The sequence below is a fragment of the Paenibacillus wynnii genome (assembly GCF_000757885.1).
GTDB lineage: Bacteria > Bacillota > Bacilli > Paenibacillales > Paenibacillaceae > Paenibacillus_AQ > Paenibacillus_AQ wynnii.
Genome location: NZ_JQCR01000002.1, coordinates 2072311 through 2091947 on the forward strand (window position 1 = coordinate 2072311; position 19637 = coordinate 2091947).

Genomic DNA, 19637 nt, shown 5'->3' on the forward strand with positions numbered 1-19637 from the left:
TCTTCGTGTTTCAAATAATCTAAGTAAGCATTTATATCACCGTTATAGTATTGAGTGATTGCGTCTTCGTACATTTCATATTTAATTAAAAATTCTTGGACCGTCATTCCAAAATTATCGGTAATATTTCTCAATAATTCGGAAGTTAAAGGGATATTATCATTTTCTATTAGGAAAAGAGATTCAGACGAAATCTGAATTGCTGTGGATAAATCTTCCAGAGAAATATTTCGATCTTCTCTTTCATCTTTAATATAACAACCGATTTTATAGATCTGTCCCCAGCCCACAAGGTTGTCAATGGACACTTTAAAAAATGCGGCCACTTTTTGTAATTTTTCTAGTGAAGGTGAACTTTTTATCCAGTTGTAAATTGTGCCGTTGCCGAAACCAAGTTCTTTTTCCAGTTTCGGAATCGTCGTGCCGTTTTTATAACAGAGATTTTTTATGTTATCAACTATTCCCAATTCACACACTCCTAAAATAGATTATAATCAAACAAACAACCGATTATAATCAAAATTGATATTGACCTACCGATTATAATCGGTTAGTATTAACTCAACAGCTTAATTAATAGCAAAAAAGGCGACAAAAAGAACAGGTCAAATGACCATATTTAAAAATCGTTCCCCAACGACGTTTATTTTGTTTTGCCTTCATGTCTGATATTAGATTATTTTCAGTCGAGTGTCAACAATTAAGCTGTATTTTTTACAAAGCTTTACAAAGGAGGTTGATAAAATGCAGTACTATACGGAGTTTGGAGCTGAAGCCAGGAAAGTCATGCTTCAGAAAAGTATCAAGATGAAGGACGTAGCGCAGGAGCTTGGCGTTTCTGTTACTTACGTTTCTGAAATATTCAAAGGGACGCGTCCAGGAGAAAAACAAAAGCCCCGTATTGCTGAGATGCTTGGGCTGGAATGCGAGGTGTAAGAATGACAGCACTTGAAAAGGCAATCTCCGACATTGTATCCGTGCATGTCGCAGAAGCTGAAAAACGCATCTTGGAGCGGATGTCCGCAGCGTCGGACCGGACACTTAATGTACCTGGTGCCTGCGAATATCTCTCCATAAGTGACTATACTCTTCGGCAGCTTTGCAAAGCAAAGCGTATCCCCCACCGGATTGTCGGTGCAGAAGGTAGTAAGAATCCACGTTACCTTTTCAGTACTTCCAGCCTTGATCGGTGGAAACGAGAAGAGGAAGAACAGAATTATCATCGGGGAGGAACTTACCCATGAACATTAATATTCAAGCCGAATTGACTGCGGCCAAACTCCACTTGGAACGTGCCATCGAGGGCATGCTGCAGCAGCGCGACATCAAGCATGTGACTGGACTCGGCCGTGCCAAGCACACCGTGCAGGAGACGCTGACCCAGATCCAGCGGGAGGAGGCAGGCCATGTTAGCCACTTCAAAGTTTGCTGACCCTGTGTTTGATGCCTTGTCCCACAAGCTGCAGTTGATGCGTGACCGCTGGGCCATCCAAAACGGCCGACTGATCGTCGCAGATCCAGAAGCTGCTATCTGGTGGCTGGATAAGGAGATCGCTGAAATGGAGGCAGGTCAGTGAGGAACAAGTATCCAGGCGTATGTTACCGCTGCGGACAATGGGTAGATGCCGGCAAAGGACACTTTGAGCGCTATTCCGGCCAGTTCCGCGTCCAGCACGCCGAGTGCGCCATCAAGTACCGCGGCACTAATCAGAATTACCTGAAGGGAGGTGAGAAAAATAATGAGTGAACCTGTAACGAAGCCGCTAGGCTGGGGAATGGTCGCTGTAATGATCGACAACCAGATCATAGGCAAGCAACTGCACCTGTTTGAAGCAGAAACCACCATGTCGGGCGTCTACGTCCCACCGAAGCAGATCAAAGTCGAAGAGGTTGAAAAGCTGCGGGACTTCCTGATCGAGCAGATGCCGCCAGATGACTTGCTGTCCCTGCTGGCTACACTGGAGAAGGCTGTAAACGAAAAAGACGACTCAACGGATCCTACCCCGTGAATCGTCCACATTTAAAACATCATTTGAGGTCAGTGTACCACTGGCCAGAAGGAGATGCAATATGAAATCTACTGGAATTGTTCGCCGCATTGATGAATTGGGCCGTGTCGTGCTGCCGAAGGAGCTTCGCCGTACGCTGGGAATCGCTCCATTGGATCCGCTTGAAGTGTTTGTCGATGGCGACAAGATCGTCCTGAAGAAGTATACCCCCGGCTGCACCTTGTGCGGCAGCATTGAAGAACTGAAGCATCTGTCTGGCAAGCCGATCTGCACCACCTGCATCACTGAAGTAATTCGCCTGCAGGAGAATGCCTAATGTTGGCCATCCATAAGGTTCACCGGAAACTGGCTGAAATCGTCGAGATGAACCTGGATCTGAACGGGAACTTGCTTATCGGAAAAGTTGAGCTGCAGCTGATCCTGAAGTTGCTTCGGGAAAATTACGCGCTGGTGTACACATTGGATGGTCTGAAAGAGCTTGCCCTTCATGCTTACGAAATGGGTGACATGGATTGGCAGATGGATTTGTGCGCTCAAATTGATGAACTGGAAGCGCAAATGATATAGAAAGGGGCGCGGCATCATGCCCAAAGTAATAAAGCTGGCTCAGTTCTGCCGGTGCGAAGTCTGCGGCCATCCAAAGGCCATCAAGCAGATCCGGCAATGGAACGATCGCAACGTCTGTACTTATTGCATTTCATCCATATTATCCGAGGAGGAATCGTTTTGAAGGGATACAAGGTTTTTAACAAGGACTGGACTTGCCGGGGATTTCAATATGAAGTAGGCAAAACATTTACCCATGAGGGCCACTTCGGCCTGTGTAACGCCGGGCTTCACTTTTGCCAACAACTGAATGATTGCTTCGATTACTACCCGTTCAACCCTGAGAACAAGGTGGCTGAAGTGGAAGCGCTCGGCGAGGTTGAGTCGGGCGATGATAAGTCAGTTACCAATAAGCTGGCCATCATCAGGGAATTGACCTGGCAGGAAGTGCTGGACATGTTGAACACCGGTAAAGGAAATACAGGACGTGGCAACAGTGGCCACTACAACAGTGGCGACAGCAACAGTGGCCACTACAACAGTGGCCACTACAACAGTGGCAACCGCAACAGTGGCAACCGCAACAGTGGCCACTACAACAGTGGCAACCGCAACAGTGGCCACTACAACAGTGGCGACAGCAACAGTGGCCACTACAACAGTGGCGACAGCAACAGTGGCGACAGCAACAGTGGCAATTTTAATTCCACTGATTACTCTTCCGGTTCGTTCTGCTCCGAGGAGCAGCCTTTCATTCTGTTTAATAAACCGAGCCCAATTACCCGCGATGAATTTAAATGGTCGGATGGTGCCCGGATCTGCCGCAGGCTGAAGCTGGTAGATGACGAAGGGACGAAGATCGAATACAAGGCTGCCTGGACTACGCTGTGGGATGAATTATCCAATCCGGAGAAGATCACGGTTCAATCAATTCCTAACTTTGACGCTGATGTATTCGAAGTGATAACAGGCATTCGGGTGTAACAATATCGCTTAATGGGCGGCCGCTGTGTCGCCCTTCACACACAAAGGAGGAACGTTCGTGATCAAAATTAGCAAGCTTGAAATTGAGAACGTGAAACGGGTCAAGGCCGTCAAGATTGAACCGAGCAGCGCGGGACTGACGGTTGTCGGCGGCCGGAATGGCCAGGGCAAGACCAGCGTGCTGGACTCTATCGCCTGGGCGCTGGGCGGTAACAAGTATCGTCCTTCGCAAGCTGAACGGGAAGGATCAGCGATACCACCTTTTCTGAGCCTTACACTCTCCAACGGACTTGTTGTAGAGCGGAAGGGTAAAAATAGCGACCTGAAGGTAATTGATCCAAATGGCCAGAAGGGCGGACAGCAGCTCTTGGACAGCTTCGTGGAGGAGTTGGCCATTAACCTTCCCAAGTTTATGAATGCTTCCAATAAGGAGAAGGCCAGTATTCTACTTCAGATCATAGGCGTGGGGCAGCAGCTTCATGAACTGGAGGTTAAGGAGCAGGAGATTTATAACCGCCGACATGCCATCGGGCAGATCGCGGATCAGAAGTCCAAGTTTGCCAAGGAGCAGGCGTATTTCCCAGATGCTCCGAAGGAACCTATCTCTGCATCAGAGATGATCCAGCAGCAGCAGGCAATTCTTGCCCGTAACGGTGAGAATCAGCTGAAGCGACAGCGCCTGAGCCAGTTCCAGGCGCTGTATGCCCAGCAAGGTCAAGAGGTTGAGCGCCTGAAAGCCATGCTGAAGGATGCCGAAGCTAAGCGGACACAAACCGGCTTAGATCTGGCGACAGCTCAAAAAGACACGCTGCAGCTCTTGGATGAGTCAACAGAGGAGTTGGAGGCCAACATCCGGCAGATTGACGAGATCAACCGCAAGGTCCGGACGAACCTGGACAAAGACAAGGCGGAGACGGATGCCGGAGAATATCGGCAGCAGTATGAGACACTGACCACCGAGATCGACGCTATCCGGCAGCAGAAGACAGACCTGCTAACCAATGCGAATTTACCGTTGCCGGGATTGTCTGTTGATGATGGGAATCTGATTTACAATGGCCAACGCTGGGATAACATGAGCGGCGCGGATCAGCTTAAAGTCTCCACGGCCATTGTTCGCAAGCTTAAGCCCGAATGTGGATTCATTTTGCTTGATAAGCTGGAGCAGATGGACCTGGAAACCTTGAAAGAGTTCGGCAGCTGGCTGGAGCAGGAAGGTCTGCAGGCCATTGCAACACGGGTCAGCACCGGCGAAGAATGCAGCATTATCATAGAGGACGGGTATGTCGCCGGGCAGGAAGGAATTACCCTTCAGCAGTCGCCGGGCGAGATTGATCCAGGTGAAGGGTGGAGCGCGCCTTCCGCACCTTCATCCTCTACAACTTGGAAAGCAGGTGAATTCTAATGCAAATCATTAGTGGCCGGGTTCAAAAGGCGAAGAAAGTAGTTTTGTATGGACCGGAGGGGATTGGCAAGTCTTCGTTTGCTGCTAACTTCCCGCGGCCTGTATTCATTGATACCGAAGGATCAACGACTGAAATGGATGTATCTCGCCTGCCCAAACCATCAAGCTGGGAAATGCTCAAGCAACAAGTGAATTGGGTGAAACAGCAGGCGGGACAGATTGGCACACTCATCATTGATACTATCGATTGGGCGGAAATGCTCTGCGTAGAAGGCATATGCGCAGCACATCAGAAAAATGGTGTCGAGGATTTCGGCTACGGAAAAGGCTATATCTTCGTAGCCGAGGAGATTGGTCGCTTTCTCAATCTGCTGAGTGATGTTATCGAAGCTGGCATTCATGTCGTACTGACTGCTCACGCGCAGATCGTCAAATTCGAGCAACCGGATGAGATGGGCGCCTATGATCGGTATCAGCTCAAGCTCGGTCAGAAGACAGGAAGCCGGACTGCGGCGCTGGTAAAGGAATGGGCTGATATGGTGCTGTTCATTAATTATAAAACCTTCTCCATTTCCACGGATAAAGACGGGAAGAAGAATAAGGCGCAAGGTGGTGCCCGTACTGTCTATGCCACCCATCATCCAGCATGGGATGCAAAGAATCGCCAGGGGCTGCCGGACGACTTCCCGCTGGACTTTAATTATATTGCTCATATCTTCAATGTAGCAGCAACAACAGCCAGCGCACCATCTGCACCGCCACAGCAGTCAGCGCCAACCGTAAATCCAACAGAAATTATTCCAAATATTATTCCGAATCAGCAGGCTGCCAATTTTTCAGCGCCTGTAACAACGGCTCCACCGGCAGCTGGACTTAATCCAAACATTCCGCAATCCTTGCGGGATCTGATGGAGCAGCACCAAGTCACCGAAGCAGAAATCCAGATTGTGGTCAGCAACAAAGGCTACTACCCGTATGATACGCCGATTGCCAATTATGACCCGGGATTCGTTGAAGGGGTATTGGTCGGCGCTTGGCAGACGGTGTTCGGCGTGATTCAAAATACTAGAAACGAATTTCCGTTTTAACCAAACAACAGGAGGTTTCATAAATGGATCAAAATACAGAACGTGAGCTTGGTTGGGACGACACAATTGAGAAAGACGGTGGAGAATTTATTGTTCTGCCGGCAGGAGACTACAACTTCACTGTCACAAAGTTTGAACGCGCACGGTTCAGTGGCAGCGAAAAAATGCCAGCATGCAATCAGGCAAAGATCGAATTGACTGTTCATTCAGATCAAGGCGACGTCGTCATATTCCACAATTTGTTCCTGCATACGAAGACGGAGGGCTTATTATCCAACTTCTTCGCTGGGATCGGCCAGAAACGTAAGGGAGAGAAGCTTCGCATGAACTGGCAGACTGTTATTGGCTCCAAAGGTCGGCTAAAGCTTGAGATCAATAATTTCAAGGGTCGCGACGGAGTCGACAAGACTAACAATCAGGTGAAGACATTCTACGCTGCAGATGAGCTGCCACCAGGACAGCCGCCTCAGCAATATCAACAACCTCCACAGCAGTACCAGCAGCCACAATATCAACAGGCGCCGTTCCCTGGGTCGCCTCCTCCTCAAGGCGGCGGATTCACGCCGGGCCAGTTTTAGGGGGCTGCCACTATGGCGATGGAGCTCCGGCAATATCAACAAGATTCCCGCCAATCAATTCAGGCGGAGTGGGAGAAGGGCGTCCAACGGACGCTCCTGGTCCTCCCTACAGGCTGCGGAAAAACTATTGTATTTAGTAAGGTAATCGAGGACCGGGTGAGGCTGGGCGAGCGTGTGCTTGTCCTGGCGCACCGTGGGGAGCTTCTGGATCAGGCGGCCGATAAGCTGTCTAAGTCCACCGGATTGGGATGCGCTACGGAAAAGGCAGAGCAGACCTCCATCGGGAGTTGGTTCCGGGTTGTGGTTGGTTCCGTACAGACCCTTATGCGGGATAAAAGGCTGCGGCAGTTCGCAGCGGACCACTTTGACACCATTATCATTGACGAGGCGCACCATTGTTTGTCAGATAGCTACCAGCGTGTACTGGCCTATTTTGAGAAAGCGAATGTGCTGGGCGTAACAGCCACGCCGGACCGTGGCGATATGCGTAACCTGGGATCATATTTCGAGTCCCTGGCCTACGAATACACGCTACCAAAGGCAATCAAGGAAGGGTTCCTAAGTCCGATTAAGGCAATGACCATTCCGTTGAAGCTGGATTTATCCACAGTGGGTCAACAGGCTGGGGATTTCAAGAGCAGTGATCTGGGGACGGCGCTGGACCCGTATCTGGATTCAATTGCTGGAGAGATGTGGAGAGTGGCCAATGACCGAAAAATTGTCGTTTTCCTCCCGCTGGTTAAAACCAGCAAAAAATTCACTTCTATATTAAATGCTATTGGCTTCCGGGCTGCCGAAGTCAACGGTGACTCTCAAGATCGGGCAGAGATACTGGCCGATTACGATTCAGGCAAATACAACGTGCTTTGTAACAGCATGCTGCTAACAGAAGGCTGGGATTGCCCCAGCGTGGATTGCATCGTCGTGCTGCGGCCGACAAAGGTCCGCAGCTTATATAGCCAGATGGTTGGGCGAGGTACCCGGCTGTTTCCCGGCAAGACGGATCTTTTGCTGTTGGACTTCCTCTGGCATACAGAGCGGCACGAACTGTGTCACCCAGCTCACTTGATCGCGGAGAATGAGGAAGTCGCTCAGGCGATGACCAAGCAGATCGAAGAGGCAGGCATTGCTCTTGATCTGGAGACCGTGGAGAAACAGGCGACTGAGGACGTGATTGCGCAGCGCGAGGAAGCACTGGCAAAGATGCTTCATGAGATGAAGCGCCGGAAAGCGAAACTGGTGGATCCGCTTCAGTTTGAAATGAGTATACAGGCCGAGGACTTATCCAGCTATGTTCCTTCCTTCGGATGGGAAATGTCGCCGCCTTCTGAAGCACAGGTCAAGACACTGGAGAAGCTGGGTATCTTGCCGGAAGCCATCGATAATGCCGGCAAAGCCACGAAGCTACTGGAACGCCTGGATAAACGTCGTACAGAAGGACTGACCACGCCGAAGCAGATTCGATTCTTGGAGAACCGCGGCTTTGAGCATGTCGGTACCTGGTCATTCGATTCTGCGAAGCGCCTCATTGACCGGATCGCCGGCAACGGGTGGCATGTTCCAGATGACATCAATCCAAAGGAATATCGTGGGGAGTAATCAACATGGAGGTGTTCGGCATGAAGACAGTTATTCGCCTGCGGGATGATCAAGGCAACATCATCGGCACGATCCGCGAGGAGAGGCAGCTTGAGCCAATAGAAGTCCTTCGTAATTTCTGTGTTGCCTGGTTGATTCTTGGCCTAGTGCTCTTGCGGCTGATATAGATCACTGTTGACGCATAAGGCGTAGGAGGGCTGGGTTTGAAAGAACGGTGTAGAACATGCAACGGAGTCAAGAGTGTGCCAAAGGGGGTGGGGGAATTTGGACGAAAGCCTTGCCCTGAATGCATGGTATTAATGCTTATTGAACGTAAAGTGTCGGACGTTCCCTCCAATCCGAAAAAGCAGCCTAGATGAGCAGTACGAAGATACTTGTCATTTTTAACGTAAATTATTCCGGAAATTATTCCTGAGGAGGTTTTATCCATGAACTATGAACTCCGACTTTACGACAGTTTGAACATGAAGCGCGGGGAAGTGGCTTTCCCTAATATGCCGCGGAGGAAGCAGATCACTGCGGAGATTAAAAAGCTTGCTGAAGCAGGCGTAAATATCTGCTTCGTGGAGATCGAGCTGCCTAACGCGCCAAAATATTAATAGTAAGGGTGTGTAACCTGTGGAGCATAAATTGGATTTGGTTGCCCTGCTTGGCCACGTGGACCCCGTCTTCCTAAATTACCAGGAATGGGTCAATGTCGGTATGGCACTGAAATATGAAGGATACACGGCCAGCGACTGGGACGAGTGGAGCCGGCGGGACAGCGGGCGCTACCGTCCAGGTGAGTGCTTCAAAAAGTGGACTACGTTCGAGGGTACTGGTAATCCGGTGACCGGCGCGACCATTACGCAGATGGCCAAGGACAATGGCTGGCTGCCGCGGTCTGCGAATGACCACGAACTGGACTGGGACGATGAGATTGCCGGCGGGGATTACGTGGTGATCGACAAAAACTGGATTGAAGGCAAAGAGATCCATGAACCGGCTGATTGGAATCCCGTTCAGCAGCTAACAACGTATTTGAGCGCTTTGTTTGAAGCATCTGAGCAGGTTGGCTATGTCACGGACACCTGGCAGAACGAGGAAGGAAAATTTCTTCCCACGAAGGGCGCCTATGACCGGACCGCTGGAGAGCTGATTCAAGCCCTGAATCAATGTGGCGGTGATATCGGGGCGGTCATAGGGGATTATGACACCGCAGCTGGCGCCTGGATCCGGTTCAATCCTTTGGACGGTAAAGGCGTGAAGAACGATAACGTGACCGAGTTTCGGTATGCGCTGGTCGAATCAGACACCATGGATATTGAAAAACAAAACGCCGTGATGCGGGAACTGGAGCTGCCGATCGCCGTCATGGTCTACAGCGGCGGCAAGAGCCTGCACGCTATCGTCAAGGTTGATGCACCCAACTATGACGAGTACCGTAAGCGGGTGGATTACCTGTATACGGTATGTAAGAAAAACGGCTTGTCCGTGGACAATCAGAACCGAAACCCTTCCCGGTTATCCCGCATGCCTGGTATCGAGCGAAACGGGAACAAGCAGTTCATCGTGGACACGAATCTGGGGAAAGTCTCCTGGGCCGAGTGGCATGAATGGATTGAGGGCATCAATGATGACCTGCCGGATCCAGAGAACCTGACAGATACCTGGCATAACATGCCGAAGCTAGCTCCTCCACTAATTGAAGGAATGCTACGGCAGGGCCATAAGATGCTCATGGCTGGGCCGTCAAAGGCCGGGAAGAGCTTCGCGCTGATCGAGCTGAGCATTGCCATAGCCGAGGGGATCAAATGGTTAGCCTGGCAATGTACGAAGGGCAAGGTTCTGTATGTCAATTTGGAGTTGGACCGGGCCAGCGCCTTGCATCGCTTCAAGGATGTGTATCAGGCGCTGGGGCTGCCCCCGAGCAATATCAGTAACATCGACATTTGGAACCTGCGGGGGAAGACGGTACCGATGGATAAGCTGGCTCCGAAGTTGATCCGGCGAGCTGCCAAGAAAAATTATATTGCCGTCATTATCGATCCCATTTATAAGGTTCTGACCGGTGACGAAAACAGTGCCGATCAGATGGCTCACTTCACGAATCAGTTTGACAAGATTTGTACGGAGCTAGGTTCAGGCGTTATCTACTGTCATCATCACAGCAAAGGCTCCCAGGGTGGCAAGAAGTCGATGGACCGGGCATCCGGTAGCGGCGTGTTCGCCCGGGATCCAGACGCGCTGATTGACCTGGTGGAGCTGGAGATCACCGAGGCGCTGCTGAAGCAGGAAGAGAACAAGGTTATCTGCAGCATATACCAGCGCTACTTCGAGCGGCATAACCCGGTGTACCTACGGGATTCGGTATCCCAGGACGACCTGCTCAGTGCGAAGCAGATGGAGGATCACTCCCGGCGGGCGATTTACAACACGGAGCAAGACGCCGCGCAGGCCGAGATCAAGCAGGCGTTGGAAGCTGTCCGGATCCGTTCCGCCTGGCGTGTGGAAGGGACGCTGCGCGAGTATCCGAAGTTCAAGCCGGTCAATATGTGGTTCCAGTATCCGGTCCATAAGGTGGATGAGGTCGGCAGCCTGAAGGACATCGATCCGGAGGGGGAGGCAGCACCGCCGTGGAAAAAGGCAACAGGGAAACGGAAGGACAAGGCGGGCGAGCAACGCCGGAGCAAAGCCGAAGAGTTTGAGGACGCCGTGAACAATTGCAATATGGGTGAGCCGCCTACTCTCAAGGATCTGACGGAGTGGTTCTCATCGACAGGCAAACAGGTCGCAGAGCGGACGATTCGGGACTGGATCAATAAATACGGATTTATGATCGACAAAAATAACGGCAGTGTTGTGGTCAAAAAAGACGGCGACGACCATTGAATTCCCCGCAATCAATTTCCGCAATGCGGCGGCGGTCATCATGTTTTTATGGTCATTGCAACATTGCGGACATACGTAAAACATGGTCGCCGCAATGTTGCGGAGTTTTTGCGGGGATTTGGTACGTCATGGTGGACGCCACAATGCGGCGGGGACCCTATATATAAATATATAAGGAATAAGGGAGGGGGTATAACAATCCCCCTCCCCCTTCCCCTAATTTATCACCTCGAGAAAAACGAGAAAGTTAAAAAATGGAAGTTGGTGTTACGATGACGACTGCATTTTTTATGCCGATGAAAAAGGTTCCGACGATCACACACCAACAGAAGCAAGACACCGTGATCAATGACAAGCCGGTCTTTTATGAGCCGGATGAGCTTAAGGCTGCCCGAGCGAAGTTGATGGCACATCTGGGACAGCACGTTCCTAACCGCGCTTATGTAGGTCCGGTCCGAGTGATTGTGAAGTGGTGCTTCCCGATCAAGGGCAAGCATGAGGACGGGGAGTACAAGACAACCAAGCCTGATATTGACAACAGCCAGAAGCTTCTGTTCGACTGCATGACGGATTTGAGGTTCTGGAAGGATGATGCATTGGTTGTTAGCCTTGTGGCGGAAAAGTTCTGGGCCAGTCTACCGGGGATCTATATCAAGATTGAGGAGCTGTAAGCCATGGACTACGGAGTGTTCTTCGCGGATGTGCAGGCGTGGATCAGTCAGGCGAATCAGGCAGCTGCTCATTACGGCATGAGTAGTCCGGAGTTTTGGCAATGGGTTTCCGGTTCTGCTGGCAGTATCTGCAGCAAATATCAAGACCACCCGCTCGCTATCAAGCAGATGCAGATGCTGGCGGAGTGGCTGGAGGAAGTCTACGAGAAACAGCAGAGAGGGTGAGGGCGTGATCTTGATTTGCCTGGAGTGCTCTGCTGATATGACGGAAATTGCACCGGATATATTTTGCTGTCCATGCTGCGGCTGGATGGCAGAGCAGTTAACAATAAGCGGAGAGGATGATCCGGATGAGGCATGACCCAATCTTTCAAGAGATACCATGGGATATCATTACGGACGATTGCGGAGCAGTGATCGGAGAAGTATTTATTCTTCTGCCAGCATCTCCTCCAAGGAAGCGACAGCGCAAGTGGGGAACCACGGGAAAGCGAGGCGAACCGTATGGGAAACACACCTATCCCAAGCAGAGCTATTGAGTATAGCAGCACAGGAACCAGCGGGGTCAGAGAATACACCCTGACGCCGGAGCAACTGGAAGAGGTCAGACGGATGTATCCGGCCACTAAGCGGGATAAGACATTCAAAAAGCCAGTGGCGCATAATCACAGTGAAGACAGGCTTCCAGCGAAGCAGCGAAACCAAAAGCCAGAGGAGGACAACGAAATGAGCGGAAGACCCGAAAAGCAGGGACCCAACAACGGACTGACTAAGCAGATATTCCTGGAGCAGATTGCTTCAGGGGAGACGGTGGCCAGCATCGAAAAGGCATGGGGCATGAAATACAACACCCTATCCTTCTGGGTGAAGAAGTGGGATGTGAGGGGCATTGACGCAGCCAAGGCGCAGGAGCTGCTTGCAGGAGGCACGCCCAAGCAAACCCAATTGCTCCGCGAGAAGGAGGCGCAGCCCGGGCCGATCACAGAGCTGGAACAACTAGATAAGGCCCTTCAGGAGATTGAGGAGTTAAAAGCAGCGTTGTCAGCTACGCAGCCGATATCTCATGACATGCTTAAGGGTTATAAGGCAGAAGCCGAACACTGGAAAGCCCAGGCGACAGAAGTGGTGGCGCTTGCCGGCAAGGCTGCTGAGGAGTCTATGGCTAAGATCGAACAGCTCCAGGCAGCGCGCCGGGGAGAAGCGGCCAAAAACGATGAGCTTCGGCTGGAGCTAGATCAGGCCGTTGCTGTACGGGAAACCGCCGAGCTTGATTTGGGGCTGGCTGAGACCCGATGCGTCCAGTATGTGGAGACCATCGATCAGCTGGCAACGCAATGTGATGGGCTTCAGGAAGAGGTCAATCGGCTGATCACAGAGCGGGATGACCTAGTAGCCGAAGTGGAAGACCTGCGTGACGATATCCGGCGGTTACGAGAAATTCAAACTCTAGCAGCTGCGCCACCCAGCGATGCGCATCTGTTGGACCGGAGTATTGCGGACCTGACTCGGGCACGTTGGATTCTGGAGCGGTTGTCCGCTTCGGGTGAATAAAATATCAAGGGGGTCAGGCAGCATGACAGAGCAGCAAGTAATTGAGCATTTGAGCAGCTATCGGCAGAAGCAGGCCCGCATCCAGGCGCTGGGGTCGTACAAGGTGGGGAGCGGGATACAGATTAGCCGGCTTAACGAGGAGGATCATCTGCAGCAGCTTCACCGGCGGCTGCGCGGGCTGCCCAGTTACCTGTACCTGAGCAAACGGGAGCAGGCACTGGAAGCGACAGCACACGCATACCTGACATTCTACCCGGCGGGCGTTAAGGCCCAGAGGAATGCGATCCCGGACATTGGAGCCTATCAAGAGGACGACGAGCTGCTACAGGAGCTGAGGGCCAGCATTGCCAAGGTGATTGATGCCCGAGGCGGATGCAAATATGATCTGGACGAGGTGCTTGAGCGGCTGAGCGAGCTTCAGGATTTGCAGGCGGAGGTCAAGCGGATTGATGAGTTGCTTTCTCTGCTGGAGGAGTACAAGCCGGACTACGCTAAACTGCTTCGCCTGAAGTATATTCAGGATATGGATGTTCCGGAAACCTGCAAGCGGTTGGCTGTGGTCGAGAAGACATATTACCGCTGGAGAAGACGGGCGATAGATGAATTTTCAAAGTTGTCCAGTTAAATGTCCAGTAGGGTGTCCTGTTTTTCTGAAATTTCCGTGTTATTATGATATTGTGCGATACATGTAAAGAGCCGCACCGATGCCGGGCGTTGCCTGCATAGGGCGCGGCTTTCTGTCACTGACATAGCTCAAGGGTAGAGCGCTGCGGGGCCCCGTCAAAACGGAGAGCAGAATGATCCGGGTTCAATTCCCGGGGTCAGTGCTTATACACGGATGTGGAGAAGTTTGGCCGTTCTCGCCTGTCTTGGACACAGGAGATCACAGGTTCAAATCCTGTCATTCGTATTGATTCATAACCATTCCCTCACTCAGCCGCTACCGGATTCCGGAGCGGTATTTTTTATGTCGAAAGGATGATCTGCTTGCCTAAGTTTCGCAAGAAGCCGGTTGTGATTGAAGCTTTCAGAATAGGGATAGATCCAAGGCCAGACTGGTTCCAGGACAAGGTAACTTCAAACGAAATCGTTACTTACACTGCTGTCGCGAATCCTGAAAATCTGAGAAGCGGTATCCGAGATCAGGAGGGTGTATGGTGCGACATTCAAACGCTTGAAGGTGTGATGCGCGGGAATCACGGCGATTACATCATCCAAGGTGTGAATGGGGAAGTGTATCCTTGCAAGCTTGGTATCTTTGAGAAAACTTACGAGGAGGTAGCTGAATGATTCCAACTGTCGGAAGAATCGTGTACTACAAGAGCTACGGCACGCCGAATGGGGAATACAAGCCTGAGGATCGGGCGGCTATTGTAACCGGTGTTGTGGATGATACTACCGTTCACCTGTGCGTACTGAATCCAACCGGCATGTTCTTCAACCTGAACGTGAAGCAGGGATCTGAAGGCGGTCAGTGGGACTGGATGCCATACCAGAAGCAAGTTGAGGCTGAGCGGAAGAATCCGTTCTTCAAAGGATTTAACTAAACCTGAAAGGAGCTGCTTGTGATGGCACTGACGGCCAGACACAAATTGTTTGTGAAAGAATACCTGGTCGATCTGAACGCCAAGCAGGCAGCGATCAGAGCCGGGTACAGCGCTAAGACGGCAGAACAGCAAGCTAGTCGTTTGTTAAGTAATGTTAAGGTGCAGGAAGCCATCAGAGCAGCACAGGACAAGCGTGCAGCCAAGGTCGAGATCACGGCCGAGATGGTCATGCAGCGCTGGTGGGACATCGCCACAGCTAACCCTAATGACCTGATCCACACGCGCCGCCTGGCCTGCCGATACTGTCATGGCATCGAGCACCAGTATCAATGGCTGGATGAGGCAGAGTACGCCCAGGCAGTCAAGCTGGCCCTGGATCACGCAGAGGCCGAAGCGAAGAAGCAGGACCGGCCCATTGATGCCGTGCTGCCGTCGGAGGACGGGGGTTACGGCTATGACCGGCTGGCTGACCCTCATCCCGAGTGTCCCAAGTGTCGCGGCGAAGGTCACCTGGACCTGCATATCGAGGATACCCGCAAGCTCCAGGGCGGTGCCAAGTTCCTGTACGCCGGTATCAAGGAGAACAAGAACGGTATCGAGGTGGTCATGCATGACCAGATGAAGGCGCTGGAGAATGTGGCCCGGCACCTGGGTATGTTCAAGGATAAGCTGGAGCTTAGCGGTGATTTAACGGTGAAAAAGCTGGAAGATTTGATGTGATTATGCGGTGTTATTCATGCCTAATATTGCATAAAAGTATCGTTGTATTTGCATGTGCTGCATTAATATACGATGGATACAACATGTAGTGCGGATGCCGCATCAGGCATACCACCTACATACATATGTACAAAACACCAAGTTTTGTGAACAAGTCTGGAGGCGAGTACATGTTAACCTGTCCGCAGATCATTGCTCGCCGCCGTGAACGGTGGGAAGAGCATCATAGCATCGAACAGGATCGAGAATTCCGAGAGTCTACCGCTCAATACCTGATTGATAATCCAGCAGCTCGCGCAGAGGTCCGGGAACATCCGGAGTATCTGATCGAGCTGCTGTTTGTCATTGTCGATAAAGATAAGCAGACCGTGCCGTTCATCATCAACGATGCGCAAGCGCTATTTCTCCAGAAGCTGAATGCAGCCATTGCAGCATATAAAGCCGGAACACGGCTGCATCTGAAGTTCCTGGTGCTGAAAGGACGGCAGCAGGGTTTTACCAGCTTCATCACAGCTTACCAGTTAGCCTGCACCATCACACGTAAGAACTTCGAGGGCTTCACCGCAGCGGACGAGGACGGCAACGCGACAGCTATCTTCGAGAACAAGGCGAAGTACCCGTATGGCGCTTTGCCCGACTCGATTAAACCTACTGAGAAGTTTAATAACCGCAAGCAGCTCCTGTTCGATAAGCTTCATTCTAGCTGGGAGATCAAGACGGCATCGAAGAATATGGGCCGCTCCCGCACCATTAACTTCTTTCACGGCTCTGAGACGGCGTTCTGGAAGGACGGCATCAGCGGTGTACAGGCAGGGCTTGGTGAGGCGTTGACCAAGGACGCCATACAGATCTATGAGTCTACGGCAAACGGCTACAACGAGTACAAGGATCTGTGGGACAGCGGCAGCTGGGAGAACTGCTTCTTTGCCTGGTGGCTGACCAGCGAGTACCGGATGCACTTCGAGAGCTCCGAGCGAGAGTCCTGGTTCCGTGTGCAGGTCGCTGCGGGATCAGGAGAGCGCGCCCCGTGGATCTGGGAGCGGTGTCACTGGCTGCTCCATACCATCGGGCTGGAGATCTCTCAGGTCTATTGGTATTACGTGAAGTGGGAAGGGTACATCGACAAAGAAAAGATCAAGCAGGAGTACCCCTGCTCCCCACATGAGGCGTTCCTGGCTTCTGGACGCTGTGTGTTTGACCAGGAGCGCCTGGTCATGCGAATCGAATATCTGAAGCGAGTATACCAAGAGCTGCCGCCGAGACGGGGCTCTTTTCGCTATAAGTGGGCTGACGGTGAGACACAGGACCGGATTCTGGACGACAGCATTGAGTGGGTGGACCAGAAGGACGGATTCATTACGCTATATGAAGATGCGCGGCTCGGCTACCCCTACGTGATCGGCGGAGACACCAAGGGTGAGGGCAAGGACAAATATGCAGCAACGGTCATCAATAACGTCACCGGCAAGCGCTGCGCCACACTGCACATGGAGCTCAGCAACAGTAAGCCGTTCTCCTGGCAGATGTACTGCATGGGCCGCTACTTCAACAATGCCTTAATCGGTGTGGAGATGAACTTCAACACAGCACCCATTGAGGAACTGGAGCGCCTGCGGTATCCGAAGCAATACGTCCGACAGAAGTACGACAGCATGGGCAAGCCTGCGGAGAAGAAGTTCGGGTGGAAGACGGACGGTAATACGCGCCCGCTCATCATTGATAAGGAGATCGGGCTGATCGAGGACAACATCGAGCTGTTCCAGGATATCACTTTCCTGCAGGAGTGCCTGACCTTTGTGTATGACGACAAAGGCAGACCCGATGCAGAGAGTGGCAAGCACGATGACGTACTGATCAGCGACATGATTGCCAATGAGATCCGGCAGCAGCAGAGCTTCATCGTGACGGCGCCGGTGATCGAGGCCAAGCCGCTACCGTTCCCGTTCCGTAGTGACGACGATAACGAAGGAGGTTATTTGACATGGTAGAACAGCACCCGATTGCTATCATAGGCAATTTACTTCAGCTTCCGAACCTGGAAGAGCAGACAGTCAAGGACGTCAATCAGGCGCTGCGGTCCATGATTGTACCGTATATCCGCGCCAAGCCTCCTGACGAACCTAACAGTGCGGACCCGTTCACTCAAGCACAGCAGGCCGCTATGGCTTTCTTGGGGTCAGGCGTATACGAGGAGTGGACAGAAGGTAAGGTGAAACAAGATGGCTGAGGCACAGAAACAGCTTGGTGAGGAGACACAGATCCAGAAACAGTACAGCGAGTGCTTGAATTACATGAGGCGTATGGGCTTCTTGGATGCCTGGCCGATGTATGAGCGCTTCAAAGCTGGAGACCAATGGCCTCCAATCACAGAGCGGACGAAGACTCTGCCCCGCCCTGTATTCAATATCATAGAATATATCCAGAATCATAAGGTCAGCAGCGTCATGAATGAGAATGTCAAGATGCTGTTCAGTCCGCAGGAGTTTCTGGCTGATGCGGATATGGACCAGATGGATCAACAGATCGTCCAGCAGGCCCAGCTCGCTCAGGAAGCCAGCGAGAAGTTTACCCGTTACTCCGACACCACATGGGAGCTGATCGAGCAGGATGAGATCAACGAAGAAGTGCTGGAGTCGGGTAGTAACAGCGGTACTGGCATCGCTCACTACTATTGGGACACCGGCAGTAATGGCGGCATTGTACGCCCCTGGATCGGTGATATCGCCGGAGAGATGCTGGACCCAATCAATGTATTTTTCGGCAATCCGCAGCAGCGCAAGGTGCAGCGGCAGCCTTATATCATCATTAGCAGCCGAGAGGATCTGGCTGAGGTCAAGCGTATGGCGAAGGAAGCTAAGCTGAGTCAGGATAAGATCGAGCTGATCAAGGCAGACAGCGATGTCCAGGTCGAAGGTTATGATCGGGCGAAAGTCGAAGTGACCGGATCTGAGAAAGTTACGGTGCTGACGAAGTACTGGCGCAAAGACGGTAAGATATGGCTTTGTCGGGAGGCTTCAGGTCAGATGATTAAACCTGAAGTTGATACCGGATTTCGAAAGTACCCGCTCGCAGTTATGCAATGGAAACGCCGGAAGAAATCCATTCATGGCGGCAGTGATACGGAGGGCATTATCCCGAATCAGAAGGCAATCAATAACCTGATGGCAATGCAGCTCCTGTCCGTGCAGCTCACAGGCTGGCCTAAGCTGGTCTATAACCCGAACTATATCGATGCCAAGGCTCTCAACAATGACCCATCACAGCCCATTGTGGACACCTCTCCACCAGGCCAGTCCACGGTCCGTTATTTGACTCCCGGTGCTGTATCAAGCCTGGCTAGCGGACTGGTAGAGTCGTTTATGGATTATACCAAGCAGCTCTCCAGTGCTCAGGACGCAGCCACAGGGGACATGCAGAAGGGTGAGCTGAACGCCACTGCTATTATGCTCCTGCAAAAGGCAGCGGGGGTGCCGATTGAATCCATTAAGAAGAGATTCTATCGCTTCATCAAGGATGTCGGCGAGATATGGGAGGAGTTCTGGAAGGTGAAGTATAACACCTCCCGGCAGATCACCCTGAAGGACGATGACGGCCAGGAGTATTCCGAGGAGTTCACCGGCAGCAAATACGCTGAAATCAGCCTGAACCTGAAGATCAATGTCGGTCCCGCTTCCACATACTCAGAAGAGTTGATGATGGCGAGCTTGGATAAGCTCTTCGACAAGGGAGATCTCGATCTGGAGGACTACCTTGAGTATGCGCCTCAGAACGTTATTCCGTTCAAGGACAGGTTGCTCAAGAAGGTCAGGGAGCGCAAGGAGATGGCCGCCCAGCAACAGGCGCAGCAGGAAGCTATGATGTCTCAGCAGCCACAGGTAGACCCGGCAGCAGAGCAGCAGGCCAAGCTTGAGCAGCAGCTGGCCCTGAAGCAGGCAGATCACCAGAATAAACTGGAGGTTGAACAGATCAAATCTCAGACAGCACTACAGCAAGCCGCGATGCGGCAACCGGCAGGCCGAGGGTGAGAATCCTTCGGCCTATTACTCATTCCACAGCGCCAACCATAGC

28 protein-coding genes, 2 tRNA genes and 1 pseudogene are annotated in these 19637 nt (G+C 51.8%); all 31 read left to right on the plus strand.

Annotation, left to right across the window (positions count from 1 at the left end):
• Positions 1–410: 410 nt before the first annotated feature.
• Positions 411–482: pseudogene (locus tag PWYN_RS30650) on the plus strand (hypothetical protein); the annotation flags it as partial.
• Positions 483–744: 262 nt separating this feature from the next.
• Entirely contained in the window at positions 745–936 is a 192-nt protein-coding gene (locus PWYN_RS11880; protein ID WP_036651837.1) for a helix-turn-helix domain-containing protein, read from the plus strand.
• 2 nt (positions 937–938) lie between these two features.
• Complete coding sequence (locus PWYN_RS11885; protein WP_036651839.1) at positions 939–1244, plus strand: helix-turn-helix domain-containing protein; 306 nt, start codon at positions 939–941, stop codon at positions 1242–1244.
• Positions 1241–1432 carry a hypothetical protein gene (locus PWYN_RS11890; protein WP_036651840.1) on the plus strand — a complete coding sequence of 64 codons (192 nt, stop codon included), beginning with the start codon at positions 1241–1243 and terminating at the stop codon, positions 1430–1432. Before PWYN_RS11885 ends, PWYN_RS11890 begins: the two co-directional genes overlap by 4 nt.
• Positions 1407–1577 carry a hypothetical protein gene (locus PWYN_RS29230; RefSeq protein WP_157261139.1) on the plus strand — a complete coding sequence of 57 codons (171 nt, stop codon included), beginning with the start codon at positions 1407–1409 and terminating at the stop codon, positions 1575–1577. Before PWYN_RS11890 ends, PWYN_RS29230 begins: the two co-directional genes overlap by 26 nt.
• A complete protein-coding gene (locus PWYN_RS29235; RefSeq protein ID WP_157261140.1) occupies positions 1574–1747 on the plus strand; it encodes a hypothetical protein in 174 nt (57 codons plus the stop codon). Before PWYN_RS29230 ends, PWYN_RS29235 begins: the two co-directional genes overlap by 4 nt.
• Positions 1728–2009, plus strand: coding sequence for a hypothetical protein (locus PWYN_RS11895; protein ID WP_157261141.1), 282 nt, complete (start codon positions 1728–1730; stop codon positions 2007–2009). Before PWYN_RS29235 ends, PWYN_RS11895 begins: the two co-directional genes overlap by 20 nt.
• Before the next feature lie 61 nt (positions 2010–2070).
• Positions 2071–2325: an AbrB/MazE/SpoVT family DNA-binding domain-containing protein gene (locus tag PWYN_RS11900; RefSeq protein WP_036651847.1), complete on the plus strand. Its 255-nt coding sequence runs from the start codon at positions 2071–2073 to the stop codon at positions 2323–2325.
• Entirely contained in the window at positions 2325–2576 is a 252-nt protein-coding gene (locus PWYN_RS11905) for a DUF7667 family protein (protein ID WP_036651850.1), read from the plus strand. The genes PWYN_RS11900 and PWYN_RS11905 overlap by 1 nt, the downstream gene beginning before the upstream one ends.
• 16 nt (positions 2577–2592) lie before the next feature.
• Positions 2593–2739 carry a hypothetical protein gene (locus PWYN_RS29600; protein WP_169744104.1) on the plus strand — a complete coding sequence of 49 codons (147 nt, stop codon included), beginning with the start codon at positions 2593–2595 and terminating at the stop codon, positions 2737–2739.
• Positions 2736–3539 carry a DUF7666 domain-containing protein gene (locus tag PWYN_RS11910; protein WP_036651852.1) on the plus strand — a complete coding sequence of 268 codons (804 nt, stop codon included), beginning with the start codon at positions 2736–2738 and terminating at the stop codon, positions 3537–3539. Before PWYN_RS29600 ends, PWYN_RS11910 begins: the two co-directional genes overlap by 4 nt.
• Positions 3540–3597: 58 nt before the next feature.
• Positions 3598–4944, plus strand: a complete 1347-nt coding sequence (locus PWYN_RS11915) for an AAA family ATPase (protein ID WP_084146689.1) — start codon at positions 3598–3600, stop codon at positions 4942–4944.
• Complete coding sequence (locus tag PWYN_RS11920) at positions 4944–6032, plus strand: ATP-binding protein (RefSeq protein WP_036651856.1); 1089 nt, start codon at positions 4944–4946, stop codon at positions 6030–6032. The genes PWYN_RS11915 and PWYN_RS11920 overlap by 1 nt, the downstream gene beginning before the upstream one ends.
• A 23-nt stretch (positions 6033–6055) precedes the next feature.
• Positions 6056–6610, plus strand: a complete 555-nt coding sequence (locus tag PWYN_RS11925) for a hypothetical protein (RefSeq protein ID WP_036651858.1) — start codon at positions 6056–6058, stop codon at positions 6608–6610.
• Between the two features lie 12 nt (positions 6611–6622).
• Entirely contained in the window at positions 6623–8209 is a 1587-nt protein-coding gene (locus tag PWYN_RS11930) for a DEAD/DEAH box helicase (RefSeq protein WP_240479717.1), read from the plus strand.
• A gap of 20 nt (positions 8210–8229) precedes the next feature.
• Positions 8230–8376 (plus strand): hypothetical protein, encoded by a 147-nt coding sequence (locus tag PWYN_RS29240; protein ID WP_157261142.1) that lies wholly within the window; start codon positions 8230–8232, stop codon positions 8374–8376.
• Between the two features lie 261 nt (positions 8377–8637).
• Complete coding sequence (locus tag PWYN_RS29245; protein WP_157261143.1) at positions 8638–8808, plus strand: hypothetical protein; 171 nt, start codon at positions 8638–8640, stop codon at positions 8806–8808.
• A gap of 19 nt (positions 8809–8827) precedes the next feature.
• Positions 8828–11080: an AAA family ATPase gene (locus tag PWYN_RS11935; RefSeq protein WP_036651861.1), complete on the plus strand. Its 2253-nt coding sequence runs from the start codon at positions 8828–8830 to the stop codon at positions 11078–11080.
• Positions 11081–11334: 254 nt separating this feature from the next.
• Complete coding sequence (locus PWYN_RS11940; RefSeq protein WP_240479718.1) at positions 11335–11751, plus strand: RusA family crossover junction endodeoxyribonuclease; 417 nt, start codon at positions 11335–11337, stop codon at positions 11749–11751.
• Positions 11752–11754: 3 nt separating this feature from the next.
• Positions 11755–11976: a hypothetical protein gene (locus tag PWYN_RS11945; RefSeq protein WP_036651863.1), complete on the plus strand. Its 222-nt coding sequence runs from the start codon at positions 11755–11757 to the stop codon at positions 11974–11976.
• Between the two features lie 4 nt (positions 11977–11980).
• Positions 11981–12112, plus strand: a complete 132-nt coding sequence (locus PWYN_RS30295; protein WP_276203411.1) for a hypothetical protein — start codon at positions 11981–11983, stop codon at positions 12110–12112.
• Positions 12113–12255: 143 nt separating this feature from the next.
• Complete coding sequence (locus PWYN_RS11955) at positions 12256–13302, plus strand: hypothetical protein (protein ID WP_157261144.1); 1047 nt, start codon at positions 12256–12258, stop codon at positions 13300–13302.
• Entirely contained in the window at positions 13295–13927 is a 633-nt protein-coding gene (locus tag PWYN_RS11960) for a DUF1492 domain-containing protein (RefSeq protein ID WP_240479719.1), read from the plus strand. The genes PWYN_RS11955 and PWYN_RS11960 overlap by 8 nt, the downstream gene beginning before the upstream one ends.
• A 117-nt stretch (positions 13928–14044) precedes the next feature.
• Positions 14045–14129 (plus strand) — tRNA-OTHER (locus PWYN_RS29250).
• 7 nt (positions 14130–14136) lie between these two features.
• A tRNA-Pro gene (locus tag PWYN_RS11965) sits at positions 14137–14212 on the plus strand.
• Positions 14213–14289: 77 nt separating this feature from the next.
• On the plus strand, positions 14290–14592 hold the full coding sequence (locus tag PWYN_RS11970; protein ID WP_052087900.1) for a hypothetical protein: 303 nt from the start codon (positions 14290–14292) through the stop codon (positions 14590–14592).
• Positions 14589–14849, plus strand: a complete 261-nt coding sequence (locus PWYN_RS11975) for a hypothetical protein (protein ID WP_036651878.1) — start codon at positions 14589–14591, stop codon at positions 14847–14849. Before PWYN_RS11970 ends, PWYN_RS11975 begins: the two co-directional genes overlap by 4 nt.
• A 21-nt stretch (positions 14850–14870) precedes the next feature.
• On the plus strand, positions 14871–15569 hold the full coding sequence (locus tag PWYN_RS11980) for a terminase small subunit (protein WP_036651880.1): 699 nt from the start codon (positions 14871–14873) through the stop codon (positions 15567–15569).
• A 170-nt stretch (positions 15570–15739) separates the two neighbouring features.
• Positions 15740–17557, plus strand: coding sequence for a terminase large subunit (locus PWYN_RS28030; protein WP_052087901.1), 1818 nt, complete (start codon positions 15740–15742; stop codon positions 17555–17557).
• A complete protein-coding gene (locus PWYN_RS11990) occupies positions 17551–17796 on the plus strand; it encodes a hypothetical protein (RefSeq protein WP_036651884.1) in 246 nt (81 codons plus the stop codon). The genes PWYN_RS28030 and PWYN_RS11990 overlap by 7 nt, the downstream gene beginning before the upstream one ends.
• Positions 17789–19594 (plus strand): portal protein, encoded by a 1806-nt coding sequence (locus tag PWYN_RS11995; protein ID WP_036651885.1) that lies wholly within the window; start codon positions 17789–17791, stop codon positions 19592–19594. The genes PWYN_RS11990 and PWYN_RS11995 overlap by 8 nt, the downstream gene beginning before the upstream one ends.
• The last annotated feature ends 43 nt before the right edge of the window (positions 19595–19637 follow it).

What these genes read in the sequence shown, in the direction of transcription:
- PWYN_RS11880 (WP_036651837.1), top strand. Translation starts at nt 745, where the DNA reads ATGCAGTACTATACGGAGTTTGGAGCTGAAGCCAGGAAAGTCATGCTT.
- PWYN_RS11885 (WP_036651839.1), top strand. Translation starts at nt 939, where the DNA reads ATGACAGCACTTGAAAAGGCAATCTCCGACATTGTATCCGTGCATGTC.
- PWYN_RS11890 (WP_036651840.1), top strand. Translation starts at nt 1,241, where the DNA reads ATGAACATTAATATTCAAGCCGAATTGACTGCGGCCAAACTCCACTTG.
- PWYN_RS29230 (WP_157261139.1), top strand. Translation starts at nt 1,407, where the DNA reads ATGTTAGCCACTTCAAAGTTTGCTGACCCTGTGTTTGATGCCTTGTCC.
- PWYN_RS11900 (WP_036651847.1), top strand. Translation starts at nt 2,071, where the DNA reads ATGAAATCTACTGGAATTGTTCGCCGCATTGATGAATTGGGCCGTGTC.
- PWYN_RS11905 (WP_036651850.1), top strand. Translation starts at nt 2,325, where the DNA reads ATGTTGGCCATCCATAAGGTTCACCGGAAACTGGCTGAAATCGTCGAG.
- PWYN_RS29600 (WP_169744104.1), top strand. Translation starts at nt 2,593, where the DNA reads ATGCCCAAAGTAATAAAGCTGGCTCAGTTCTGCCGGTGCGAAGTCTGC.
- PWYN_RS11920 (WP_036651856.1), top strand. Translation starts at nt 4,944, where the DNA reads ATGCAAATCATTAGTGGCCGGGTTCAAAAGGCGAAGAAAGTAGTTTTG.
- PWYN_RS11925 (WP_036651858.1), top strand. Translation starts at nt 6,056, where the DNA reads ATGGATCAAAATACAGAACGTGAGCTTGGTTGGGACGACACAATTGAG.
- PWYN_RS11930 (WP_240479717.1), top strand. Translation starts at nt 6,623, where the DNA reads ATGGCGATGGAGCTCCGGCAATATCAACAAGATTCCCGCCAATCAATT.
- PWYN_RS29240 (WP_157261142.1), top strand. Translation starts at nt 8,230, where the DNA reads ATGAAGACAGTTATTCGCCTGCGGGATGATCAAGGCAACATCATCGGC.
- PWYN_RS29245 (WP_157261143.1), top strand. Translation starts at nt 8,638, where the DNA reads ATGAACTATGAACTCCGACTTTACGACAGTTTGAACATGAAGCGCGGG.
- PWYN_RS11940 (WP_240479718.1), top strand. Translation starts at nt 11,335, where the DNA reads ATGGAAGTTGGTGTTACGATGACGACTGCATTTTTTATGCCGATGAAA.
- PWYN_RS11945 (WP_036651863.1), top strand. Translation starts at nt 11,755, where the DNA reads ATGGACTACGGAGTGTTCTTCGCGGATGTGCAGGCGTGGATCAGTCAG.
- PWYN_RS11955 (WP_157261144.1), top strand. Translation starts at nt 12,256, where the DNA reads ATGGGAAACACACCTATCCCAAGCAGAGCTATTGAGTATAGCAGCACA.
- PWYN_RS11975 (WP_036651878.1), top strand. Translation starts at nt 14,589, where the DNA reads ATGATTCCAACTGTCGGAAGAATCGTGTACTACAAGAGCTACGGCACG.
- PWYN_RS11980 (WP_036651880.1), top strand. Translation starts at nt 14,871, where the DNA reads ATGGCACTGACGGCCAGACACAAATTGTTTGTGAAAGAATACCTGGTC.
- PWYN_RS28030 (WP_052087901.1), top strand. Translation starts at nt 15,740, where the DNA reads ATGTTAACCTGTCCGCAGATCATTGCTCGCCGCCGTGAACGGTGGGAA.
- PWYN_RS11990 (WP_036651884.1), top strand. Translation starts at nt 17,551, where the DNA reads ATGGTAGAACAGCACCCGATTGCTATCATAGGCAATTTACTTCAGCTT.
- PWYN_RS11995 (WP_036651885.1), top strand. Translation starts at nt 17,789, where the DNA reads ATGGCTGAGGCACAGAAACAGCTTGGTGAGGAGACACAGATCCAGAAA.